Annotated in this window: 17 protein-coding genes and 1 tRNA gene; 8 read left to right on the top strand and 10 right to left on the bottom strand. The window is 73.5% G+C overall.

Annotated elements, in window-relative coordinates; genetic code table 11:
- Positions 1-47: 47 nt before the first annotated feature.
- Positions 48-749: a cytochrome b/b6 domain-containing protein gene (locus tag ACFQS7_RS00770; protein WP_380065110.1), complete on the top strand. Its 702-nt coding sequence runs from the start codon at positions 48-50 to the stop codon at positions 747-749.
- 23 nt (positions 750-772) lie between these two features.
- On the opposite strand, the gene ACFQS7_RS00765 is transcribed toward ACFQS7_RS00770, so the two are convergent.
- Complete coding sequence (locus tag ACFQS7_RS00765; protein ID WP_380065109.1) at positions 773-1,210, bottom strand: c-type cytochrome; 438 nt, start codon at positions 1,208-1,210, stop codon at positions 773-775.
- Between the two features lie 172 nt (positions 1,211-1,382).
- Between ACFQS7_RS00765 and ACFQS7_RS00760 the strand changes: the two genes are divergently transcribed.
- Both ACFQS7_RS00760 and ACFQS7_RS00755 read left to right on the top strand, forming a co-directional pair.
- Positions 1,383-1,970 carry a TIGR00730 family Rossman fold protein gene (locus tag ACFQS7_RS00760; protein ID WP_380065108.1) on the top strand — a complete coding sequence of 196 codons (588 nt, stop codon included), beginning with the start codon at positions 1,383-1,385 and terminating at the stop codon, positions 1,968-1,970.
- Between the two features lie 82 nt (positions 1,971-2,052).
- Positions 2,053-2,129 (top strand) — tRNA-Pro (locus tag ACFQS7_RS00755).
- A 106-nt stretch (positions 2,130-2,235) separates the two neighbouring features.
- Here ACFQS7_RS00755 and ACFQS7_RS00750 read toward each other — a convergent pair.
- A complete protein-coding gene (locus tag ACFQS7_RS00750; RefSeq protein WP_380065107.1) occupies positions 2,236-2,427 on the bottom strand; it encodes a DUF2842 domain-containing protein in 192 nt (63 codons plus the stop codon).
- 145 nt (positions 2,428-2,572) lie between these two features.
- Between ACFQS7_RS00750 and ACFQS7_RS00745 the strand changes: the two genes are divergently transcribed.
- Both ACFQS7_RS00745 and ACFQS7_RS00740 read left to right on the top strand, forming a co-directional pair.
- Positions 2,573-3,109 (top strand): adenine phosphoribosyltransferase, encoded by a 537-nt coding sequence (locus ACFQS7_RS00745; protein ID WP_380065106.1) that lies wholly within the window; start codon positions 2,573-2,575, stop codon positions 3,107-3,109.
- A 142-nt stretch (positions 3,110-3,251) separates the two neighbouring features.
- Positions 3,252-4,250 carry a hypothetical protein gene (locus ACFQS7_RS00740; protein WP_380065105.1) on the top strand — a complete coding sequence of 333 codons (999 nt, stop codon included), beginning with the start codon at positions 3,252-3,254 and terminating at the stop codon, positions 4,248-4,250.
- Between the two features lie 154 nt (positions 4,251-4,404).
- On the opposite strand, the gene ACFQS7_RS00735 is transcribed toward ACFQS7_RS00740, so the two are convergent.
- The 8 genes from ACFQS7_RS00735 to ACFQS7_RS00700 all read right to left on the bottom strand — a co-directional run bounded on the left by ACFQS7_RS00735 (position 4,405) and on the right by ACFQS7_RS00700 (position 11,024).
- The gene (locus tag ACFQS7_RS00735) at positions 4,405-5,916 is read right to left on the bottom strand and encodes a sigma-54-dependent transcriptional regulator (protein ID WP_380065104.1); all 1,512 of its coding nucleotides are present in this window, start codon (positions 5,914-5,916) and stop codon (positions 4,405-4,407) included.
- Complete coding sequence (locus tag ACFQS7_RS00730) at positions 5,913-6,281, bottom strand: Hpt domain-containing protein (protein WP_380065103.1); 369 nt, start codon at positions 6,279-6,281, stop codon at positions 5,913-5,915. Before ACFQS7_RS00730 ends, ACFQS7_RS00735 begins: the two co-directional genes overlap by 4 nt.
- Before the next feature lie 58 nt (positions 6,282-6,339).
- Positions 6,340-7,293 (bottom strand): tripartite tricarboxylate transporter substrate binding protein, encoded by a 954-nt coding sequence (locus tag ACFQS7_RS00725; protein ID WP_380065102.1) that lies wholly within the window; start codon positions 7,291-7,293, stop codon positions 6,340-6,342.
- Complete coding sequence (locus ACFQS7_RS00720; RefSeq protein ID WP_380065101.1) at positions 7,290-8,309, bottom strand: NAD-dependent epimerase/dehydratase family protein; 1,020 nt, start codon at positions 8,307-8,309, stop codon at positions 7,290-7,292. Before ACFQS7_RS00720 ends, ACFQS7_RS00725 begins: the two co-directional genes overlap by 4 nt.
- A gap of 83 nt (positions 8,310-8,392) precedes the next feature.
- A complete protein-coding gene (locus ACFQS7_RS00715) occupies positions 8,393-9,016 on the bottom strand; it encodes a metal-dependent hydrolase (RefSeq protein WP_380065100.1) in 624 nt (207 codons plus the stop codon).
- 84 nt (positions 9,017-9,100) lie between these two features.
- Positions 9,101-9,571: an acyl-CoA thioesterase gene (locus ACFQS7_RS00710; protein WP_380065099.1), complete on the bottom strand. Its 471-nt coding sequence runs from the start codon at positions 9,569-9,571 to the stop codon at positions 9,101-9,103.
- Positions 9,572-9,587: 16 nt separating this feature from the next.
- Entirely contained in the window at positions 9,588-10,259 is a 672-nt protein-coding gene (locus ACFQS7_RS00705) for a phosphohydrolase (protein ID WP_380065098.1), read from the bottom strand.
- Between the two features lie 9 nt (positions 10,260-10,268).
- Positions 10,269-11,024 (bottom strand): MBL fold metallo-hydrolase, encoded by a 756-nt coding sequence (locus ACFQS7_RS00700; RefSeq protein ID WP_380065097.1) that lies wholly within the window; start codon positions 11,022-11,024, stop codon positions 10,269-10,271.
- A gap of 106 nt (positions 11,025-11,130) precedes the next feature.
- On the opposite strand from ACFQS7_RS00700, the gene ACFQS7_RS00695 reads away from it, so the two are divergent.
- The 3 genes from ACFQS7_RS00695 to ACFQS7_RS00685 are packed head-to-tail and all read left to right on the top strand — an operon-like array spanning position 11,131 to position 16,186.
- On the top strand, positions 11,131-11,985 hold the full coding sequence (locus tag ACFQS7_RS00695; RefSeq protein WP_380065096.1) for a DMT family transporter: 855 nt from the start codon (positions 11,131-11,133) through the stop codon (positions 11,983-11,985).
- A gap of 44 nt (positions 11,986-12,029) precedes the next feature.
- Positions 12,030-13,163 carry an exonuclease SbcCD subunit D gene (locus ACFQS7_RS00690; RefSeq protein WP_380065095.1) on the top strand — a complete coding sequence of 378 codons (1,134 nt, stop codon included), beginning with the start codon at positions 12,030-12,032 and terminating at the stop codon, positions 13,161-13,163.
- Complete coding sequence (locus ACFQS7_RS00685) at positions 13,163-16,186, top strand: AAA family ATPase (RefSeq protein ID WP_380065094.1); 3,024 nt, start codon at positions 13,163-13,165, stop codon at positions 16,184-16,186. Before ACFQS7_RS00690 ends, ACFQS7_RS00685 begins: the two co-directional genes overlap by 1 nt.
- The last annotated feature ends 1 nt before the right edge of the window (position 16,187 follow it).

The raw sequence follows: 16,187 nt of genomic DNA, 5'->3' as shown, positions 1-16,187 counted from the left end.
GGCGTGCCCCCTGCTGTCCGTCGCGCAGAACGATTATGCTGCGTCGCATGAAGCGCGCGGGGTGGTCGGGCATGGACGACGGGTCGCTGGTCAGGGTGCGGGTCTGGGACGGCTGGATCAGGCTGGTCCATTGGTCGATCGTGGCCTTGATCGGCCTTTCCTGGTGGAGCGGCGAAACCGGCCGGACGCAGCTGCATACGCTGGCGGGCTATGCGGTGCTGACCCTGGTGCTGTTCCGCATCGCCTGGGGCTTCCTGGGCTCGGACACCGCCCGCTTTGGCCGGTTCCTGCGCTCCCCGGTCGAGGCGCTGCGGCACCTGACGCAGTTCCGCCGGCCGGCACCCGACCGGGAAATCGGCCATAATGCTGCCGGCGGCTGGATGGTGCTGGGACTGCTCGGCCTACTGCTGGCCCAGACGCTGACCGGCCTGTTCGCGGCGGAGGAGCCCGACTTCGACTACGGCGCCAAGGGGCCGCTCGCCAAATTGGTTCCGGCCGACACCAGCAATTGGCTGACCGGCCTGCACCACAGCGTCTTCGACCTGATCCTGCTGGCGGCGGGCCTGCATGTCCTGGCGGTGCTGGCCTATCGGCTGGTCAAGCGGCACGACCTGGTGCGGCCGATGCTGACCGGCTGGAAGCTGCTGCCGGCCGGGATGGCGGCACCCCGGCTCGGCTCGCCGATCCTGGCGGCGGCGCTGCTCGCGGGCGCCGCGCTGCTGGTCTATGCCGTGTCGCGGCTGGGCTGAAGGCCCAGCCGCGACACGGCGGGTCAGCGGCTGCGGTAGGGCCGGTGGCAGCCGCCGCAGAATTTCGGCCCGGTTTCGGCATAGGCGGCGCCGAAGGCCGCGGCGTCACCGGCGGCGGCGGCCGTCTTCAGGACGGCCAGCTGGCCGAGCAGCGCCTTGTTGGCCGTCTCGAACCCGGCAAAATCGGTCCAGATCGCCGGCAGCGCCTTGGTGTCGCCGGTGCCGGACCCGGCCGGGAACCGGCTTGGCAGGGTGCGGTAGAAGACGATCATGTCGTCGATGCGCGGTTCCAGCGCCTTCACGTCGCCCTTGGCTTCGACCACCGGCTTGATGGCCTCCATATGGCCGCCCATGCGCTTCAGCCCGGCGCGGCGCTCGGCGATCACGTCACCCTGGGCCATGGCCGTCCCCGCCAGGGCCATCAGCCCAAACGCCGCCAGCACGGTCTTCATACGCAACATGCAGGAATCCCTCGGTCCGGTTACACATTGGATACGGTCATGTTCCGGGGGATTGCGCGTACTGGCAATAGAGGGACACCCGGCACGCTCATTCCGTCGCGCGATTATCGTGCTGCCAAGCCTCCGGCCCCGGCCGATCCATGGCAGGATGCGGCATCCATCGGAGAGACCAATGCCCCAGCATATCCGTTCCGTCGCCGTCTTCTGCGGCACCCGTGCCGGCACCGATCCTGCGCATCTCGCCGCCGCCCGCGCGCTCGGCACCGGCCTCGCCGCGGCGGGGATGACGCTGGTCTATGGCGGCGGCGGAGTCGGGCTGATGGGCGCGGTGGCGGCGGGTACGATCGCCGGCGGCGGCCGGGTGCATGGGGTGATCCCGGAATTCCTGACCCGGGTCGAACGGCCGCATCCGGACCTCGCGGAGCTCGAGGTCACCACCAGCATGCATACCCGCAAGACGCGGATGTTCGAGCTGGCGGATGCCTTCGTCACCCTCTCGGGCGGGCTGGGCACGCTGGACGAGACGGTCGAGATCATCACGTGGCGGCAGCTCGGCCTGCACGACAAGCCGGTCATCATCCTCGACATCAACGGCTGGGCGCAGCCCTTCCTGGCGGCGGTCGAGGACATGATCGCGCAGGGCTTCGTCGATCCCAGCAACCGCCGGCTCTTCGCGGTCGCGGCGGACGTGCCCGCGGCGCTCACCCTGCTCCGGGCCGCGCCGGCGCCGGAGACCGCGGCGCCGCCGGAACGTCTCTGACCCCGCTTGCCCTGTCGCGCGGGCGGCGTTATATGCCCGCTCCCGCACGGCACCCAGCCCTGCGGGACGGCAGCCCGACCGACGGAGCGTAGCTCAGCCTGGTAGAGCACTGTGTTCGGGACGCAGGGGCCGGAGGTTCGAATCCTCTCGCTCCGACCACGTCAGGCAATGCCGGAAAGCCCCGTCAGCATCGCTGGCGGGGCTTTTTCCGTCCGGGGCCTGCATCCGGCGCGCGCCCATGCCGCGCGGCGGCCATCGCCGCGCCTCAGCGCTGGCCGGCAGCCCAGAACATCAGCCATTTCGCCGGGAAGGCCCAGGCGATGCCGGCCACCACGAAGAAGGGCAATTGCAGCAGCCAGTGCCATTCCAGCACATGGTCGGCGGCCTGCAGCACCAGGCCGACATAGAGGAAAAAGCCGAGAAGCCCGACGGGAACGGCGATGGCGATGCGTGACATGACGGCCAGATGCACCCGCCGCGGCGTGCCGCCAAGTCCCGGCAGGGCTGCATGGTTGCCGGCGGGGGCGGCGGATGCTTTTACTGGCCGCCCCGTCGTGCCGCTGGCCGCCCCGGGTGCCCGCATACCCCCAGCAGGACCGGCCATGACCGAAACCCACGCCGACCTCGACCTTCGCCAGCATATCCGGGGCATCCCGGATTTCCCCAAGCCGGGCATCCTCTTCTACGACATCTCCACCCTGCTGCGGCACGGCCCGGCCTGGCGCGCGGCGATGGAACGGCTGGCCGCCGTCATCCGCCCCTACAAGCCTGACCTGCTGGCCGGGATCGAGAGCCGCGGCTTCCTGGTCGCCGCCCCCCTGGCGCTGGAATTGGGCCTGGGCTTCGTCATGCTGCGCAAGCCACGCAAGCTGCCAGGCGCGACCGTCGGGCTGGATTACGCGCTGGAATACGGCACCGACCGGATCGAGATACAGGCCGACGCCGTGGCGCCCGGCCAGCGCGTGGTGCTGCTGGACGACCTGCTGGCCACTGGCGGCACCATGGCGGCGGGCATCGGCCTGCTCCGCCAGGCGGGCGCCGAGGTGCCGCTGGTGGCGGCGCTGATCGAACTGACCTTTCTCGGCGGCCGGCAACGGCTTGACGTGCCGTGCGAGACCCTGCTGCGTTACGACGACTAGCCCGCGGCCGTCCCATGCGGGGCGAGTGGCGGCACGACAATGGGCGGACCTGACGCAACCAGGCCCGGACCAAGCCCGTATCCCCAGGGCCGGCATCCGCCGGCCCGGAATGCAACCAGGCCAAGCCGGGGAGGAAACCGCGATGCAGGCGCGCCCGATCCTGTCCCGCCGTGCGGGACTGCTCACCGGCCTCGGTGCCCTGGCCGTCGCCGGCCTGCCGCGGACCGCGGCCGCGATGCTGCCGGCGGTCGCCACGCTGCTGGTCCCGGGGCCGGAGGATGGCGCCTTCGCCCGCTTCGCCGGACGGCTGGCCGCCTCCCTCGGCCGCGGCGCCACCAGCGCGATCAGCCTGCGCAACACCGTGCTCGGCGGGCCGGACGGCGTCACCGCGGCCAACCGCTTCGCCACCGAAGGCGCGCCGGATGGCCGCACTTTGCTGGTGCTGCCTGGCCTGGCGGCGCTGGCCCGCATGGTCGGCGACCCGCGCGCCCGGTTCGACGCGACCGGCTGGCTGCCGGTCTGTGCCGCGCAGGGTTCGGCCGTGGTGGTGGGGCGGGAGGCGCTGCCCGCCGCCGGCGCCGCGCCGCGCTTCGGCCTGGTGGCGCCCGACATGCCGGGGGCGGCGGCGCTGCTCGGCTGCGACCTGCTCGGCCTCGCCGCCAGTCCGGTGCTTGGCCCGCCCCGGGCCGAGGCCGCGCTCGGCCAGGGCGTGGTGGAGGCGGTGCTGCTGACCGGCACCGACCTGCCGGCGCGCGTCGCCGCCCTCGGCGCCAGGCCGTGGTTCACGCTGGAGCCGGCCGGGATGCGCGACCCGCTGCTGCCGGAGGTGCCCTCGATGTTCGACCTGGGGCTCGGCGGCACGCCGGAGTTGCGCGCGGCGGCGGCGGCGGCGGCGGGCTGCGTCCGGCTGCGGGCGGCGCTGGTGCTGCCGGCGCTCACCCCGGCCAATCTGGTCGCCGCCTGGCGGAGCGCGGCGCAGCGCTGGCTGGAGGAGGAGGCGAAGCTCGGCTGGGCACCCGGGGTGCGGCCGCTGCCGGGGGCCGGATCGGCACCGATGCTGGCGGCGCTCAGCCCGGCCCCGGCGGCCGCCCTGGCCTATCGGGAATGGCTGCTGCGGCGGCTCAATTGGCGCGCCGACTGATTCCAGCGCTCGCATTGCGTGACCCAAGCCGGGCGATGGCCGCCGAGGCGCCGGATGGCCTGCCGCGCGTGCGGCGAGCCAAGGTCGCGGATCCGGCCGCCCGGCGCCTGAGGGCCATGCCAGCGGTCATTGACAATGACCCTTGGTACGGGCCCTACCCGCCCGGCGGCTCCGCGCTGCGCCAGGCCTGCAGCTTGCGATAGATGGTCGAGGGGTTGATCTCGAGCAGCGAGGCGGCCCTCGGAACATCCTGCTGGGTCTGCTCCAGCGCTGCCATGATCAACCGCTTCTCCATCTGCCAGAGCGGCTGGATCTCGATCGGCGCCGGCAGCGTGGGCGGCACGGGCGGCGGGGTCCAGGCGAGGACCTGCGGCACCGGTTCGACCGGCAACGGCGGTGGCGAGGCAGGCGGCGGCACGACGATCGGCAGCGCCGCGGCGGGCGTCATCGGCACGGCCGCGTGCGGCGTGGCGCGCAGCAGCGGCGCCGGCAGCATCGCCGCCTCCAGCCGCGCACCGTCATGCATCACCACGGCATTGCGCACGGCGTTCTGCAATTGCCGCACATTGCCCGGCCAGGGATAGGCACGGATCGCCGCCTCGGCCTCCGGCGCGAAGGCGCGGAAATGCTTCTTCTCCTCCTTGGCGTAGGCCTGCAGGAAGTGACGTGCGATCAGCACCGGGTCGCCGTCGCGCACGCGCAGCGGCGGCAGTTCGATCGGCACCACATAGAGCCGGTAGTACAGATCCTCGCGGAATCGCCCCGCCTCGACCTCGGCCAGCGGGTCGCGGTTGGTGGCGCAGACGAAGCGGACGTCCACCTTCTCGGGCTTCGAGGCGCCGACCGGCTGGAAGGTGCCGGTCTGCACGAAACGCAGCAGCTTCACCTGCATCTCGAGCGGCATCTCGCCGATCTCGTCGAGGAACAGCGTGCCGCCATCCGCCTGGCGCGCGGCGCCGATGCGGGTGTCGGTGGCGCCGGTGAAGGCACCCTTCACATGGCCGAAGATCTCGGACTCGAGCAGGTCGCGCGGGATGGCGCCGCAGTTCAACGCGACGAAGCCGCCGCGCCGCTCGCTGACCTTGTGCACCGCCTCGGCGGCCAGTTCCTTGCCGGTGCCGCTCTCACCCGTGATGAAGATGCTGGCACGGCTCTTCGCCACGCTCTCGATCGTCCGGTAGACCGCCTGCATCGCGGCGGACGCGCCGATGAAGCCGATGAAGCGGTCGCGCGCGACGCCCGACCGGGCCGCCTTCAACTCGGTCTCCAGCGCCCGGTTGTCGATCACCAGCTGCCGCTTCTCCATCGCGTTCTGCAGCGTGAAGACCAGCTTTGCCTTGGGGTAGGGCTTCGGCAGGAAGTCGGTGGCCCCCCACTTCATCACCTCGACCGCGGTGTTCATCGAGGCATTGGCGGTGATGACGATGATCGCCGCCTCGAACCCCTCCTGCCGCAGGGCCTTCAGCACGTCGAGGCCGGAGCCGTCCGGCAGTTCGAGGTCGAGCAGGATGGCGTCCGGGTCCCATGCACGGGCCTGGTCCAGCGCCGCGGCAGCGGTCTCCGCCACCCGGATGGTGTGGTTCAGGTCGCGCAGTTGGGCCTTGGCCACCTCCGCCTGGGTCGGGGTGTCCTCGACCAGCAGGATCCGGCCCACCGGGGTGGTCATGTGACGGTCGAGTCGTCGCCCGAAGCCTCGCCGATCCGGGTGGCGAGCGCGGCCAGCTCCTGCAGCGCGGCGGTGGCCTGGGCCCGGATCATCGGCACCAGCTGCGCCGGCGCCAGGGTGGAGCGGGAATCCATCGCCACCCGCGCCGTGCGTTCGAGCATCACCGCGCCGACCGCCGCAGCGGCCCCCGCCAGGCTATGCGCGGCCCGCCGGTAGGCGTCGAGGTTGCCGGTCAGGCCGGCCCGTTCAAGCTCACTTGCGAGGCGACCGAGGTCATCCTCGAAGGTTTCGACGATGCGCCGGAAATCCTCCGGCGGCAGGTCCTGTGCCAGTTGTTCGGCGATGCTGGGATCGAGTGCGCTCACCCCCTATGGGTCGCACCTGGCGCGGCCATGGTCAATCGCGGCGTAACGTCCGCGTCAACTATCGTTGGGCCCAGGGCGTGCGCTGCCACAGCCCGCGGTAATCGGCTTCCTGGGCCCGCAACCGGGCGAACCAGGCTTCGCCCGGCTCCCAGGCCGGTTCGGTGAAGCGGGCTTCCAGCTGCCTCACGAATTCCGGGTCGCGGGCGATGTCCTCGGTCGCCTCGCGCAGCCGGGCGAGGATGGCGGGCGGCGTGCCGGCGGTGGCCACGACTCCGCGTTCGGAGGCCATCTCGACCGCGAAGCCCAGCTCCTTCAGCGTCGGCACGTCCGGGCGGAAGCGGCTGCGCGCGGCGCCGCCCTGCGACAGGATGCGGAAGCCATCCGGCACCTGCATGACGGCGCCGAGGTTGAGCCCCATGCAATCCACCTGCTTGCCGAGGATGGCGGTGCGCAGTTGCGGGTCGCCCTGGAAGACCACATGGGTCATGCGGATGCCGGTCTGCGCCTGCAGCAGCACCAGTTGCAGGTGGTCGTCGGTGCCGACGCCGGGCGAGGCATAAGTGAGCTGGTCGGGCCTGGCCCGCGCTGCGTCCAGCAGATCCTTCAGGCTGGTGTAGGGGCTGGCGGCGCCCACGGTGATGGCGCTCGGGTCCTTCACCAGGTTGCCGAGCGGGGCGAAGTCGTCGAGCTTGAACTGTGCCTGCCGCTCGATCGGGATGGTGATCAGGCTGGGGAAGTTGGTGGTTCCCAGGGTGTGGCCGTCCGGCCTGGCGCGGGCCACGCTGGACAGCGCCAGCTCGCCGCCCGCGCCGGGGCGGTTGGTCACCACGACGGTGCCGCCGATCCGCTTCTCCAGCGCCCGGCCGAAGCTGCGGGCGTCGAGGTCGGTGCCGCCGCCGGCGACGAAGCCGACGACGATCTCGACCGGCCGGTCCGGCCAGCGCGGCTGGCCGAGCGCCGGGACGGCGAGCAGCGCCCCGCCTGCGGCGAGGACGGTGCGGCGGGTGATCATGCGTCCGTCCCCTCGTTCGATTCGCGCCAGGCGATCAAGCGGCGGAGGCCTTCCTTCATGTCCACCTCCGGCTTCCAGCCGATCGCCGCGAAGGCGGCCTCATGCGCGATGCGGAAGGCGCCGCCGCTGGTCAGCCGCACCTTGCCCGGTTCGTTGCCGACGAAGCGGGGCGCCGGGCCGCCGCCGGCCAGCTCGGTCACCAGTTCGACCAGTTGCAGCGTGGTGACCGGCGCGGGGCCGGAGGTGTTCACCGCGACATCGGTCGCCGCGCTCTCGAAGGCCATCCGGTTGGCCCGCGCCAGGTCGCCGACATAGACGAAATGCTTGGTTTCGGAGCCGTCGCCGAAGACCTCCGGCGGCTCGCCGCGGCGCAGCTTCTCCAGCGTCTCGATGATGTAGAGCGCATTGGCGGCGCGGTAGTGCTGGCGTTCGCCGTACACGGTGGAATAGCGCAGGACGACGTAGTCCTGGCCCCATTTCCGGTAGGCGTCGCGGCAGAGCTGCTCGCCGATGATCTTGCTGGCGCCGTAGAGGATCGCGGCCGGCGGGGCGCCCTGGCTGTGGAAGGGCGTGGCCTCGACCAGTTCGCCGGCGACGCCCGGCCCATAGCCATAGGTGGCGTTGGACGACGCGAAGACGAGCTTCGCCACCTTGTTGGCCCGGCAGGCCTCGAGCGCGTTCTGCACGCCGCGGATATTGACGTCGAGTCCGGACCAGGCATCGCGGTCCATCGACAGGGTCATGTAGGCCGCCAGCTGCAGCACGCCGGCCATGCCCTCGGTCGCCCGCAGCAGGTCGGCGATCCGCATGACGTCGCCGCGCACCAGCCTGAGCCGCGGATGGTCCTTCAGGTGCGCGACGGCGGCGTCCGAGCCGAAGGCGAAATTGTCGAACAGCACCACCTCGGCCGCGCCATGGTCCAGCAACTCGCCGGCCGTGGCCGAGCCGACGAGGCTGGCGCCGCCGACGATGCAGAACCGGTTGCCGGCGACCGGCACCGCTGGGTTTCCTGGCATGTCTCACTCCCGCAGGCTTGCTTGGCCGGCATCCAAGCGCGCCCGGCGGTGGAGGGGAAGGGGCCGGCCGCGTGGCGCCGGGGTCAGCCGCCCATCGCCACCCTGGCGACGCCGCCGCGCCTGTCCTCGTCCGCCAGCCGCCGCCTCGGCGGCGGGGGCGGCCGCGGCGGCAGCGGCAAGGGCGCCTCCGCGGCGCAGCCGAGGCAGAGGCCGAAGCGCCGCAGCGCCGCCCGCGGATCGGGCGGCTCGGCCAGGGTGGTCCAGGCGGCGACCAGGACGACGGCGACCACCAGCGGCTCGAAGGGCGAACCGGTGCGGCAGAAGGGCAGCGCCCAGGTGCCGCGGATCGGCCATAGCAGCCGCAGGCCCTGCGGCGTCAGCAGGTCGCCCAGCAGATGGCTGAGATAGCCGGCGACCAGCGGCTCCGCCCAGCGCGGCGGCACCAGTCCTTGCCGCAGCAGCCAGCCGCAGCCGAGCACGGCCAGCAGCGAATGGGTGATGCCGCGATGCCCGAAGATGCCGGCCACCAGATCCGAGACCGGCCGCAAGCGCCGCCCGACCCAGCTCTTCGGGTGGTCGATATCCGGCAGCAGTCCGCCGAAGACCGCGAGGGCCAGGGCCTCGGGGTCCAGCGGCGGGCGGCCGAGATGCGGGGCGGCCGCGATCCAGGCGGCGGCGCCGAGGGCGACATGGGAGCCCGCCAGCATGGCGGTGGGGACCTTCCACCCTGATGGGCGCAGATTGCGGCTGAAGACTCCCCGCTAACGCACGGAATGTCCAATCTTTTCCGCTCAATCGGCCTTGCGTTCCGGCGGCGTGTTCTCGAAGGCCAGCACCTTGGCGACGAAAGGCGCCGGCAGGGGCGTCGGCACATGCGCCTCCAGGGTGACGTTCACATAGGTCATCCGCGCCTCGACCAGCAGCCTGTCGTCGCGGAAGCAGGCCATGCGGAACTGCAGGCTGGTGCGGCCAAGCCGGGCGATGCGGGCGACCAGCCGCAGCTCGTCGTCGTGCCGGGCCGAGGCGCGGAAATCGAGGCTGGCACTGGCCAGGACGATGTCGCAGCCATGCTTCGCCAGTCCGTCCGGCGCCTTGAAGCCGATGGCGCGCATGTATTCCGACAGCGCCACGTCGAAATAGGTCAGGTAATGCGCGTTGAAGACGATGCGCTGCGGGTCCAGCTCCGCCCAGCGCACCCGCAACCGGTGGGCGAAGGCGAAGTCGGCCAAGGTCGAAGGCAGCATGGAGGGGGCGTCGCTCATCGGGCAGCCTTAGCACTCATGCCGTCGTCAGGTGCTTGAGCGCCATCAAGAACCGCTCGGCCGCCACTTCCGGCGGCCAGGGGCGCCAGGGCTCCGAGTCGTAGGCCGCGGCGAGCGGATCGTCCGCCATGACCGCGGCGCGGATGCCGAGGGTCCCGCGCACCTCCTCCCGGGTCCAGCCGGCGACATGCACCGCCTCGGCCGCGGCCAGCGCGATGTCGCAGGCCTTGTGGGCGCGCTTGGTCTCTGGGGTCCAGGCCGGCAGGGCATAGCGCAGCGCCACCACGGCCGAGAGCCGGTCCTGCAAGGCGGCGAAGCCGGGGCCGAGGAAGGGCTTCAAGGGCGAGATGCAGTCGAAGCCGAGCAGCCCCTCCTCGGCATCGTGCAGCAGTTCGCGCCGCGCCTCCTCCTGCGTCAGCCCGCCCTTCGCCCTGGCCCGGCGCAGCGCCAGGACGGCCAGCGAATGCTGCGCGACCGAGAGCGGCGCACCGGGCCAGGTCGAATGGCCGCCCCAGCGGAAGGTGCGGGACAGGCCCACCGCCAGGTCCTCGTCGGTCCAGTCGAAAGGCGTCGGCGCCAGCAGGTCGAGCCGGCGGCCGGAGGGCAGCCTGACCCAGGCGCGCGCGGCCGTGTCTGCCGGCCGATGCAGCCCGCCGGACCCTGCGCCTCTCCGGCCAGCGGGCGGCATCCCGAGCATTCAGAAACGCGGCGCGGAGATGTCGAACTCCTCCATCACCGCCAGGTCCTCGGAGAACCAGGCGGCAATCCCGGCGCGGCGCTGGCCGATATAGGCGGGGCGTCCGCTGGGATCGAGCCGCATGGTCAGGTCGTGCCCGGGGATCAGCAGCGTGCCCGGCACCTGCCGCCACAGGCCCCAGATGCGGTCCAGGCTGGCCTGGCTGGCGCCGGCATCCATGGTCATGTCGGTCGCCATGGACAGCAGCTCGGCCCGGTTCTTCGCGGCGTCGCCGGAGAAGACCACCGGGTGCTCGTTGCCCTCCAGCCGGTAGACCAGGCAGCCTGGCGTGTGGCCGGGGCAGAGATGCGCGGTGAAGCCGTCGAGGAAGCGCTCGCCATCCTCCAGCAGGTGCAGCTTCGGATGCCGCGCCAGGTCGCGGACGTAGAGCTCGGGCAGCGGGTTGAAGCCGGCGGGGACGCTGGTGGCCCAGTCCATCTCCACCCGGCCGATCCAGACATCGGCATTCGGGAACAGCGTGTAGTTCACCGAATGGTCCCAGTGCGCATGCGTCAGCACCACGTCGGTGACGCTGGCCGGGTCGCAATCCGCGGCCTTGAGCTGACGGCCGAATTCGGGGCGGACGGCGAAGGCGCCGACATCGATGAGGATGGTCCGGCCATGGCCACGCAGCAGCGCGATGGTGCTCCAGCCCAGCCCGCCATGGCAGAGCGACTTGCCGGGGTAGCCCTGGATCAGCACGTCGATCGCGTACATGGCGTTTTCCCTCCGTTGTTGGCCGAAGGGTCGCGGCGGCGGGGCGCGGCGTCAATCCGCCGGCAATGCCTATGCTGCAACGCAGCAGCGGCCTAAGGATCAACCGATGACCGCCTCCCGCGCCTTGGTCGGACTCGGGCTGATGCTCGCCTCGACCGCCGCCTTCGCCGGCATGGGCGCCTGCTTCCGCCTGGCGATCCAGGACGGGCTGCCCTTGCCGCTGGTGCCCTTCGCGCGCGGCGCCTTCACCCTGCTGATCCTGTCGCCCTGGCTGCTGCGGCATGGGGTGGCCGCCCTGGCGACGCGCCGCCCCTGGGGCCATGCGCTGCGCTGCTCGGCCGGGATCGCCAGCTTCATGCTGTACATCGTGGCGATCGCCTGGATGAAGCTGGCCGATGCGGTCGCCATCATGCAGGCCAAGCCGCTCTGGGCGCTGCCGCTGGCCGTGCTGCTGCTGGGGGAGCGGCTGCGGCGGGACCGGATACTGGCGGCGCTGCTGGGCTTCCTCGGCGTCGTCGTCATCGCCCGGCCGGATGGCGCCCTGTCCCTCGGCGCCTTCGCCGCGGTGGCCAGCGGCATCACCGGGGCGCTGGTGATGGTGGCGATGAAGCGCCTGTCGGGCACCGAGCCGCCGCCGCGGGTGGTCGCCTGGTACGGCATCGCCTCCGTCCTGGTGTGGGGGCCGGTCTCGGCCTGGATCTGGCAGACGCCGTCCGGCCTGGCGCTGGCCTGCCTGCTGGCCGGCTCGGCGCTGGCTGTGCTGGGCGACCTGCTGCTGCAGGCGGCCTCGCGCCGGGCGGAGCTCGGCCTGCTGGCGCCGATCGAGTATGTCGGCATCCCCGTCAGCGCCGGCTTCGGACTGATGCTGTTCGGCGAGCAGCCGGGCTGGGGCCTGGTCTTCGGCACCGGGTTGATGCTGGCGGCGACGCTCTGGCTGGTGCGCGGCGCGCGGCGGGGCTGAGGCGCCTTGCGCCGACTCCGGCGGCCTGGGCAATGTCCGGCCGCATGCGCCTCCTCCACACCGCCGACTGGCATCTGGGCCGCACGCTGGGCGGCCATTCCCTGCGGGCGGAGCAGGAGCACCTGCTGGGCGAGGAATTCCCCCGCCTCGTCGCCGATGCGTCGCCCGACGCGGTGCTGATCGCCGGCGACATCTTCGACCGCGCCGTCCCGCCGGCCGAGGCGGTGGAATTGCTCGACGACATCCTGCACCGCATCGTCGTGGGCTTGCGGATCCCGGTGGTCATGATCCCCGGCAACCACGACGAGGCGCGGCGGCTGTCCTTCGGCGCCCGGATGTTCGCCGCCGCCGGCCTGCATATCGGCGATTCGCCGCTCGGCCGCGTGGTCACGCTGCAGGACGCGCACGGGCCGGTCGCCATCGTCGCCGCCGGCTACTCGACGCCGCTCGGGCTGGCGCAGCAGGCCGGCGCCGAGGCCTTCGCCGACCACGATGCCGGCTTCGCCTGGCTGGCGCCGCAGCTGCACGGGCTGTGCGGCGACACGGCCCGGCGCGTGCTGGTGGCGCATGCCTTCGTCGCCGGTGGCGCGGTCTGCGACAGCGAGCGGGGCATCTCGGTCGGCGGCACCGGGCAGATCACCGCGGCGCGCTTCGCCGGCTTCCACTACGTGGCGCTCGGCCACCTGCACCGGCCGCAGGCGATGCTGGACGGGCGGCTGCGCTACAGCGGCTCGCCGCTCGCCTATTCGACCAGCGAGGCGGGCCAGGCCAAGCAGATGCTGCTGGTCGAGATCGACGCCGCCGGCGCGGTGACGACGGAGGCGATCGGCCTGGTCCCGCTGCGCGGCCTGCGCCTGCTGCGCGGCGAATTCGCCGCGCTCCGCGCCGCGGCCGAGGCGCGCGACGACTTTGTCGCCATCACCCTGACCGATGCGCAGCCGATCCCCGACGCGCAGCGCGCGCTGGCCGATCTCTACCCCCGCATCATCGGCTTCGGCTATGCCGAGCAGCCGCGCCCGGCCGGGCCGGTCGTGGTGCCGGGCGGCACGGCGCGGGCACTGAAGCCGCTCGACCTCTTCGGCGAATTCCACGCGGCGATGCGGGGCGCGCCGCTGCCGGAGGAAGCCCGCGCCGTCGTCGTCGCGGCGATCGCCGAGGCCGAGGCCGCCACCGCCTGATGCGCCCGCTGACGCTGACCATGGCGGGGTTCGGCCCCTATGCCGCGCGGCAGGAGGTCGACTTCGCCGACCTCGGCGCGCACCGGCTGTTCCTGATCTGCGGCCCGACCGGCGCCGGCAAGACCAGCCTGCTGGATGCGATCTGCTTCGCCCTGTTCGGCGAGAGCAGCGGCGAGGAACGCCGGCCCGGGCACCTGCGCAGCCTGCACGCCTCGCCCGACCAGCGCACCGAGGTGGTCTTCGAGTTCGAGCAGGCCGGCACGCGCTGGCGCATCACCCGCAGCCCCGCCTGGGACCGGCCGAAGCAGCGCGGCGAGGGCACCACGCTGGAACGCGGCAAGCAGTCGCTGCTGCGCCTGGGCAGCACCGACCCGCCGTTGGAGCGGGAGGCCGAGGTCACCGCCAAGGTCGCCGAGTTGCTCGGACTCTCGGCCGCCGAATTCCGCCAGGTGGTGCTGCTGCCGCAGGGCCGCTTCCGCGAATTGCTGACCGCGACGCCGGAGGCCCGGCAGGCGATCCTGCAGACCCTGTTCCGCACCGCCTTCTACGAGCACGTGCAGGAAGCGCTGAAGGCCGCGGCCAAGCTGGCGCGCGAAGCGAAGCGCGACTGCGAGGTCAGGCATCGCGACCTGCTCGCCCGCTGCGGCGCGGCGGATGGCCCTGCGGCGCGGGAGCAACGCGCCGCGCTGGTCGCCACGCTCGCCGCCGCCACCGCCGCGCGGGATGCGGCCGCCCTGGCGGAAGCCCTGGCACGGCAGGCCGAGGAAGCCGGGCGCGACGCCCAGCGCCGCCTGGCCGAACACCGCGCGGCGACCGAGGCCCTGCTCCGGCTGGACGCGGCAGCGCCGGCCATCGCCGCCGACCAGGCACGGCTGGCCATGGCGCGCGAGGCCGATCGGTTGGGCGGCCTGCTGGCCGAAAGCGACGCCGCCGCCACGACTGCCCGGACCGCCGCCGCCGAGGCGGAGCGGGCCCAGGCGCGCGCCGCCGAGGCGGCCGGACGCCTCGCCCGGGCCGAGGCGGCGCTGGCCGATGCGCCGGCGCGCGAAGCCGCGATCCGCACCGACCGCGACGCGGCGCAGCGGCTGACCCTGCTGGTGACCGACGTCGCCGCGGCAGCCGAGGCGGCGACGCAGGCCACCGCGGCGCGCGGGCTGGCGGAGACCGCGGCGGCAGCAAAGGCGGCAGCGCTCGCCCATGTGGCCCGGGCGCGCGAGGCGCGCTCGGCGGCGGATGCGGCGCTGGTGGCGCGGCAGGCGATCGCGGCGCAGCAGGACCGCCACCGCATGGCGGTGCAGGAGGCGACCCGCCAGCGCCAGGCGACCGAGGCGCTGGCCAGGGCCGCGACCGAGCTGCAACGGACCCAGGCGGCCGATACCGCCGGCCAGGCGGCATTCGTCCAGGCGGCGGCCCAGGCAACGGCGGCGCGCGAGGCCCTGGCAGCGGCCCGGGCGATGCACGCCGCCGACCAGGCGGCGCATCTGGCGCAGGCGCTGCGGCCCGGCGAGGCCTGTGCGGTCTGCGGCAGCCTGGACCATCCCTTCCCCGCCCTGCCGCGGCTGGGCGACCTGCCGCCGATCGCGGCGGCCGAGGCGCTGGCCGCTGCGGCGGAGCTTGCGCTCGACCAGGCCCGTGCGACGGCCGGCCAGGCGGCCACCGCGGCGCAACTGGCCGAGCAGAAGCGGCAGCTGGCCGAGGCGGCGCTGGGCGACGGGCCGCGCGACCGCGCCGCGCTGCTGGGCGCCGAGCAGGATGCGACCACGGCGCTGGCCGCGGCCGGCGCCGCCGCGGCCGAATTGCCGGCGCGGGAGGCCGCCTCCGCCCAGGCCGGGACGGCGCTGGCGAAGGCCGAGAAGGACGCCGAGGCGGCCGCGGCGGCGCTCGACCAGGCGGCCCGCACCGCAGCGGCGGCGGCGGCGACCCGCGACGACCGCCTCGCTCGGCTGCCGGCCCCCTGCCCCGAGGCCGCGGCGCTGCGCCGGGACGCCGCGGCAGCCACAGCGCGGGCCGATGCGGCGGAAGCCGGGCTGCGGCGCGCCCGGGCGGACCTGGCCGAGGCCGGCGAGGACGCGCGCGGCCGGGCCGAACGTGTCGCCGAGACTGCCGCCACCGCCACCGCTACCGCGGCCAGGGCGGCCGAGGCGCGGACGGCCTTGGGCCAGGCGGCGCGCCAGGCGGGTTTCGCCGACCCCGCCACGCTGCGGAACGCCCTGCTGCCGGCCGAGGCGCAGGACCGGCTGGCCGAGGGCATCGCGCGGCACGAGCAGGCGCTGGCCGCGGCGCGCGCCGTCGCGGCGGAGAAGCTGGCGCGGGCGGTGGGGCTGGCGCCACCCGACCTGCCGGCGCTGGCCGCCGCGCTGGCCCAGGCGGCGGCCACCGCACGCCAGACGGCGGAAGCGGCGGTGCGGGCGCAGGGCGGGCTCGACACCCTGGACCGGCTGCTGGCGGAGATCGACGTCGCCGCGGAGGCGCTGGCGGCGGCCGAGCAGGCGCTTACCCTGCGGCAGAACCTCGCCGACCTGGCCGACGGCAAGGGCACCGGGCTCGACTTCGAGGGCTATGTCCTCTCGGCCCTGCTGGACGAGGCGCTGGAGGCCGCCAACCGGCGTTTCGCCACCATGCTGGACGGCCGCTACGCGATCCGCCGGCGGGAGGAGGCACGGCGGTCCGGCGGGCTGGACATCGAGGTGCTGGACCGCTGGAACGCGCAGCCGCGGCCGGCGGCGACGCTGTCGGGCGGCGAGGGGTTCTGCGCCTCGCTCGCGCTGGCGCTCGGCTTGGCGGAGACGGTCGCGGCGCATGCCGGGGCGCACCAGCTGGACGCGCTGTTCATCGACGAGGGCTTCGGCACGCTGGATGCGGAAACGCTGGAGACGGCGATCGGCGTGCTGGAGGGGTTGCAGGCCGGCGACCGCTATGTCGGCGTCATCAGCCATGTGCCGGAATTGCGCGAACGCATCCCGGCGAAGCTGGAGGTCACGCCCGGACGCCGCGGCAGCACCGCGGCGTTCCGGATCGGCTGAG

It is taken from the genome of Dankookia sp. GCM10030260 (assembly GCF_042666655.1).
In the GTDB taxonomy this organism is placed as follows: Bacteria; Pseudomonadota; Alphaproteobacteria; order Acetobacterales; family Acetobacteraceae; genus Paracraurococcus.
Note: the sequence above shows the minus strand (reverse complement) of the source record. Positions and strands in the feature narration are given on the sequence as shown.

What these genes read in the sequence shown, in the direction of transcription:
- ACFQS7_RS00770 (WP_380065110.1), top strand. Translation starts at nt 48, where the DNA reads ATGAAGCGCGCGGGGTGGTCGGGCATGGACGACGGGTCGCTGGTCAGG.
- ACFQS7_RS00765 (WP_380065109.1), bottom strand. Translation starts at nt 1,210, where the DNA reads ATGTTGCGTATGAAGACCGTGCTGGCGGCGTTTGGGCTGATGGCCCTG.
- ACFQS7_RS00760 (WP_380065108.1), top strand. Translation starts at nt 1,383, where the DNA reads ATGCCCCAGCATATCCGTTCCGTCGCCGTCTTCTGCGGCACCCGTGCC.
- ACFQS7_RS00750 (WP_380065107.1), bottom strand. Translation starts at nt 2,427, where the DNA reads ATGTCACGCATCGCCATCGCCGTTCCCGTCGGGCTTCTCGGCTTTTTC.
- ACFQS7_RS00745 (WP_380065106.1), top strand. Translation starts at nt 2,573, where the DNA reads ATGACCGAAACCCACGCCGACCTCGACCTTCGCCAGCATATCCGGGGC.
- ACFQS7_RS00740 (WP_380065105.1), top strand. Translation starts at nt 3,252, where the DNA reads ATGCAGGCGCGCCCGATCCTGTCCCGCCGTGCGGGACTGCTCACCGGC.
- ACFQS7_RS00735 (WP_380065104.1), bottom strand. Translation starts at nt 5,916, where the DNA reads ATGACCACCCCGGTGGGCCGGATCCTGCTGGTCGAGGACACCCCGACC.
- ACFQS7_RS00725 (WP_380065102.1), bottom strand. Translation starts at nt 7,293, where the DNA reads ATGATCACCCGCCGCACCGTCCTCGCCGCAGGCGGGGCGCTGCTCGCC.
- ACFQS7_RS00720 (WP_380065101.1), bottom strand. Translation starts at nt 8,309, where the DNA reads ATGCCAGGAAACCCAGCGGTGCCGGTCGCCGGCAACCGGTTCTGCATC.
- ACFQS7_RS00715 (WP_380065100.1), bottom strand. Translation starts at nt 9,016, where the DNA reads ATGCTGGCGGGCTCCCATGTCGCCCTCGGCGCCGCCGCCTGGATCGCG.
- ACFQS7_RS00710 (WP_380065099.1), bottom strand. Translation starts at nt 9,571, where the DNA reads ATGAGCGACGCCCCCTCCATGCTGCCTTCGACCTTGGCCGACTTCGCC.
- ACFQS7_RS00705 (WP_380065098.1), bottom strand. Translation starts at nt 10,259, where the DNA reads ATGCCGCCCGCTGGCCGGAGAGGCGCAGGGTCCGGCGGGCTGCATCGG.
- ACFQS7_RS00700 (WP_380065097.1), bottom strand. Translation starts at nt 11,024, where the DNA reads ATGTACGCGATCGACGTGCTGATCCAGGGCTACCCCGGCAAGTCGCTC.
- ACFQS7_RS00695 (WP_380065096.1), top strand. Translation starts at nt 11,131, where the DNA reads ATGACCGCCTCCCGCGCCTTGGTCGGACTCGGGCTGATGCTCGCCTCG.
- ACFQS7_RS00690 (WP_380065095.1), top strand. Translation starts at nt 12,030, where the DNA reads ATGCGCCTCCTCCACACCGCCGACTGGCATCTGGGCCGCACGCTGGGC.
- ACFQS7_RS00685 (WP_380065094.1), top strand. Translation starts at nt 13,163, where the DNA reads ATGCGCCCGCTGACGCTGACCATGGCGGGGTTCGGCCCCTATGCCGCG.